Genomic DNA, 5,034 nt, shown 5'->3' with positions numbered 1-5,034 from the left:
GCCTTGATTGGGATCTGTCGCGCTTTGACGGCTTCATCGGCATCAACAACCATATGGGCAGCCGCTTCACCGCTGACACGACGGCGATGCGGGTGGTGATGGCCGAATTACGGCGGCGCGGCCTGGTCTTTGTCGATTCGGTGACCACCGAACGCAGCGCCGGGCCGGAAACGGCGCGTCAGTTCGGCGTTCCGTTCGCCACCCGCCACGTCTTCCTCGACAATGATCAGGGCGTCGCCCATGTCCGCGCCCAGCTTGCCAAGGCCGAGGCCTATGCTCGCCGTCACGGCTATGCGATCGCGATCGGCCACCCCCATGACGGCACCATCGAGGCGCTGGCAGGGTGGATGCCGGGATTGGAATCCAAGGGGCTGGTGCTGGTCCCGGTTTCGACCATCATCCGCAATGGGGCGGGCGGCTGACCCTCGTCCCCACTATGTGACGTCTTGAAACAAAAGGGAGTGATCCGATGTCCGATACCTATCGCGTTACCGGCATGACCTGCGGCGGCTGTGCCCGCGCCGTGACCCAGGCGATTACCGAGGCCGCGCCCAAAGCCTCGGTTCAGGTCGATCTCGACCGACAGGCGGTGACCGTCGACGGGGCCGACGAAGCCCTGGTCAAGGCGGCGATCGATGCCGCCGGATTCGGGTTCGAAGGCCGGATCTAGCCTGCCCGCTCATGGCGGGTATGTGCGGCGATGCGCAAAAAAACGCTTGCCGCTGACCGGGTGAAAGCGGCCTGATAAATATGGTCGGGAGCGGGGTTGACGCCATCCGGCTTCCCCGCCTTCGACCCGCTCATACCGAGGTATCTGTCGGCAGGCTGTACTTGGCCCTCCCCCAGGTCCGAGTGTGATGTGGTACTTCTCGCTGCCGATCCGGCTTGGTAGAAAGAAGGCCTTCCCGGCCGAAGGATTCACCGATGACCGCCTACGATTTCGACTTGATCACTCTTGGTGCCGGTTCCGGCGGAGTTCGGGCCAGCCGTCTGGCCGCCGAGGCCGGACGCCGGGTCGCGGTGATCGAAGGATCGCGGGTGGGCGGCACCTGTGTAATGCGCGGCTGCGTGCCGAAGAAATTACTGGTGATCGGTGCTGCCTTTGCCGCTGAACTGGCCGACGCCGAAGCGTTCGGCTGGCAGGTCGAGGGGGCGGAATTCGATTGGGCCCGGCTGGTTGCGGCCAAAAATGCCGAGCTGAACCGGCTGGAAACGATCTATGCCCGCGTCCTGCGCGAGGCCGGGGTCACCCTGATCGAGGGACGCGGCACCCTGGTCGATTCCCACACAATCCAGGTGGGGCACCGTCGCCTGACCGCCGCGACGATCCTGATCGCCACCGGGGGCAAACCGCATCTGCCCGACGTGCCGGGGATCGAACACGCGATCACCTCGAACGAGGCGCTTGACCTGATGCAATTGCCGCGTCGGGCGGTGATCGTCGGCGGCGGCTATATCGCGGTCGAGTTCGCGGGAATTTTCAACGCGCTGGGCGTCGAGGTCACTCAGCTTTTGCGCGGCGACGCGATCCTGCGCGGCTTCGATCCCGATCTGCGGTCGGCCCAGACCGAGGAGATGCGGGCGCTTGGCATCGATATCCGTCCCCACACCGTGGTTCGCGCCATTGAGCGCGACCGCAACGGCAGCCGGGTCCTGACCGCTGACCCTACCGGCATTCCGGGTGAAACGATCGAGACCGATCTGATCCTCTATGCGACCGGACGGGTGCCGAACAGCGCCGGGTTGGGGCTGGAGGCGGCGGGTGTCGAACTCGATGAGCGTGGGGCGATTATTGTCGATGCCTTTTCCCGCTCGTCCGTCCGCCATATCTGGGCGGTCGGCGACGTCACCAACCGGCTGAACCTGACGCCTGCCGCACTGGCCGAGGCCGGAGCCTTTGTCCGCACCGCGTTCCAGGGCTGTCCGACCGCGATCGACCATCAATTGGTGCCGACGGCGGTGTTCGGCACCCCGCCACTGGCGACGGTCGGATTAGGCGAGGACGAGGCGCGGCGACTGTATGGCAGCGTCGATGTCTATCTCTCGCGCTTCCGGCCGTTGCGCCAAGGCCTTACTGGACGCGAGGGACGCGCCCTGGTCAAGCTGGTGGTCGAGCGCGATGACGACCATGTTCTGGGCGTCCATGTGATCGGTCCCGACGCCCCCGAGATCATTCAGGGCTTTGCCGTTGCCTTGCGCTGCCGCGCCACCAAGGCGCAGTTCGACGCGACCCTGGGGGTTCACCCCACCGCCGCCGAAGAATTGGTGACCCTGCGCCAGCGTCGCCCGGAACCGGCACCGCGCCCGATGCCGCCCGCGCCGGATACGACGGCTGCGCAAGATCCGATTGCGGCGGTCGAGCCTCCTCCTCCCCCTGCTCCGGAGTCCGACGCCGCCCCCCGGCCGGACCCCGATACTGAACCCGAACGGACGGCCCCTGATCCATCATGACTGGTGTTTCCCTGAAAATCGCCGCTGCGACATTGGCTGGCGGCGTAGTGGCGGTGCTGGTGGTTCCGGCACTGATCGATTGGAGTTCGCTACGTCCCGGGATCGAACGCACCGCGACCGCAGCGTTAGGATGGCCGGTAACGGTTTCAGGGCCAATCTCGGCCCGGTTACTCCCAGCCCCGGTCGTCACCCTGGACCGGGTCGCGGTCGGCACCGCCGGTTTCGAGAAGGTACGGCTGGAATTCGGCTTCGGCCCGTTGCTGGCAGGGCGGATCACCCTGGTCGAGGTGGATCTGTCCGGAGGACGGCTGGGCGCGGGCACAACGATCGACGCACACGTTCAACTGGGCGAGATTTTTGCCTCGGGCGGGCGGCTGGATGGCGGCTTTACCGCTAACGGCACGCTGGGCCTGGGAAACCTCGCCTTTCCCTTCGAAGCCGAAGGAGCACGGCCCGGCGGCGGCCCGGCGGTTCCTGTGCGCGCCCAGATTCACCTCCCCGGTCAGAACGGGGGCACGATCCGGCTGGAATCCAACGTATCGTCGAATCGCGCCGACGGGCGGATGTCGCTCGACTTGCCCTCCCTGGCTCACGCGGTGGGAACGACCGAACTGCCGGATGCGCCGCTGACCGCCGAAGGTCGGCTGTCGGTCACCCCGGACGAGGCGGCGCTTCAGGAAATCACCGTGGCGTTGGGCGACTCGCGGGCAGGTGGCGAGATCGTCGCCATTCTGGGGGCCAGCCCGATTGCGGTCGATGTCAGCCTGCGGGCCCAGACCCTGGACCTCGACCAGTCCAGTCCGGCCGTGACCCGAGCCAAGGCCGAGGCAACCGCCAATCCGGTTGCCGATCCGGTCCAAAAAACGCCATCCAAGGCCGCTGACGCCCCCCGCCCCACCCTGCGTCTGCCGCTGCCCGCCAATGTGACCGTCAATTTCGACCTTGCCGCCGACACGGTGCGCTGGCGCGGTGGCGTGGTCCGCCGCCCCCGTGTCAACGCGATGCTTGACGGCGGCATCCTGACCCTCAGCAACGTTTCGGCCCAGCTTCCCGGGGGCACCGCGCTGGGGCTTAACGGGACGCTCTCGACCGGCGAACGCGGCCCGGCCTTTGATGGCAGGGTCCGGCTCGAAAGCTCCGATCCGCCGCGTCTGCGCGCCTGGGCCTGGCCCGGAAGCGGCGGGGGAGCGTGGCCAACCAGCGCCCGGCTTGATGCGACCCTGTCCGGGCATGACGGTCGGCTTGATTTGTCGCCGCTGGTGCTCGGACTTGACGATATCCGCGCCACCGGCTCGGTCAGCCTGGGGCAAAGCATCGCCGCCCATCTGACGGTTCGGGGGATCGAGGCGGCATTCGATGGCGGGCGCGGCGACGATGGCGCGCTGGTGGGTGCGCTGGAATTGCATGGCCCCAGCTATGCCGAAGCCGCCCGGCTGCTGGTATCCGATTATCGCCCCAGCCGCGACGGCGCCCTGTCGGCCAGTGCCACGCTTGGCAGCGACAAAGGCACCGTGACCCTTGACGATCTGCGGCTGAAGGCCGGGGCCGCTCTGATCGGTGGTTCGATCCGGATCGAACCGGAAGGCCCGATCCACGCCACCTTGAACGCCGATGAGTTACGGCTCGATCCCTTCCTGCCGCCCGAGGGCAAGAGTCCCTCGCTGGCGGCGGCAAGACCCCGCCCCGCCATCGGTCATGTCGGAAGGGGCGACGAAAGCGCCCCGCCGCCGCCGGTTCCGCGCGGCGTGGTCGAAGCGATGCCGCTGGGCACCCTTCCCCGCGCCGACATCACGGTCCAGATTGCCGCTCTGACCCTCAAAACCTGGCGGCTTGACGATGTATCGGGTCATCTGGCCCTGACCGGCAATGGCGGCGCGACCGTCAGCGGGTTGCGGGCGCGGGCGCTGGGCGGGTCGATCGAAGGCGGCGGCCGGCTGATGTCGGGCGGATTTAGCGGCGATCTGACCCTGGCCGGACTCGATGCCGGAACGTTGAAACTGTCGGCGGGTGGTCTCAGTCTGGCCGGAGGCAAGCTCGATGGCACCGTCCGCCTGTCCGCCGCCGGGATCGCACCGGCGCAATTGGCCGCGACTCTCAGTGGCGAGGCCAAGATCGCCGTTGCCGACGGGTCGATTCGCGGCTTCGATCTGCCCGAAGCCAATGCCCGGCTGGGTCGACGCGATCTGGCTGGTCTGCTGTCGGACGGATTGCTGGGAGGGACGACCCGGTTCTCGGCCCTGACCGGCAGTTTCCGGGCAGAAAAAGGACTCGTCTCCAGCCGCGACCTCAGCCTGACCGCCGAGGGTGGCCGCGTCACCGGAGCCGGAAAAGTCGATCTGAGCGAGAAGTCGGTCGATGCCCGCGTTTCGATTGCCCCCGCCGGGGCCGGTCTGCCGCCGCTGGGGATTCGGCTGAACGGTCAACTCGACGCCCCGAACGTGGTGTTCGACGCCAACGAACTGATGCGGGCGATCAGCAAGAAATAGGGACAGTTGCCCGATGCCGATAAAGCGGTGCCTCTGCCCGGCTTGTTCCGCAGGCCAAGGGCAGAGGCACCACCCGACGGCGGGTTACGCCGCCTGG

The 5,034-nt window shown here is 67.3% G+C and carries 4 protein-coding genes; all 4 read left to right on the top strand.

All coding sequences use genetic code 11. The annotated features are described in order from the left end of the window. On the top strand, positions 1-422 hold a 422-nt coding region (locus tag K678_RS16805), incomplete at its 5' end, for a divergent polysaccharide deacetylase family protein (RefSeq protein ID WP_021133676.1). Positions 423-469: 47 nt separating this feature from the next. After that, positions 470-670, top strand: coding sequence for a heavy-metal-associated domain-containing protein (locus K678_RS16800; protein ID WP_021133675.1), 201 nt, complete (start codon positions 470-472; stop codon positions 668-670). A gap of 254 nt (positions 671-924) precedes the next feature. Next, positions 925-2,451 (top strand): glutathione-disulfide reductase, encoded by a 1,527-nt coding sequence (gene gor, locus K678_RS16795; protein ID WP_021133674.1) that lies wholly within the window; start codon positions 925-927, stop codon positions 2,449-2,451. Next, complete coding sequence (locus tag K678_RS16790) at positions 2,448-4,937, top strand: AsmA family protein (RefSeq protein ID WP_021133673.1); 2,490 nt, start codon at positions 2,448-2,450, stop codon at positions 4,935-4,937. Before gor ends, K678_RS16790 begins: the two co-directional genes overlap by 4 nt. Positions 4,938-5,034 lie beyond the last annotated feature (97 nt).

The organism is Magnetospirillum fulvum MGU-K5 (genome assembly GCF_000442515.1).
Taxonomy (GTDB): domain Bacteria; phylum Pseudomonadota; class Alphaproteobacteria; order Rhodospirillales; family Magnetospirillaceae; genus Phaeospirillum; species Phaeospirillum fulvum_B.
The sequence above is the reverse complement of the archived record's forward strand: the minus strand, read 5'-3'. Positions and strand labels throughout refer to the sequence as shown.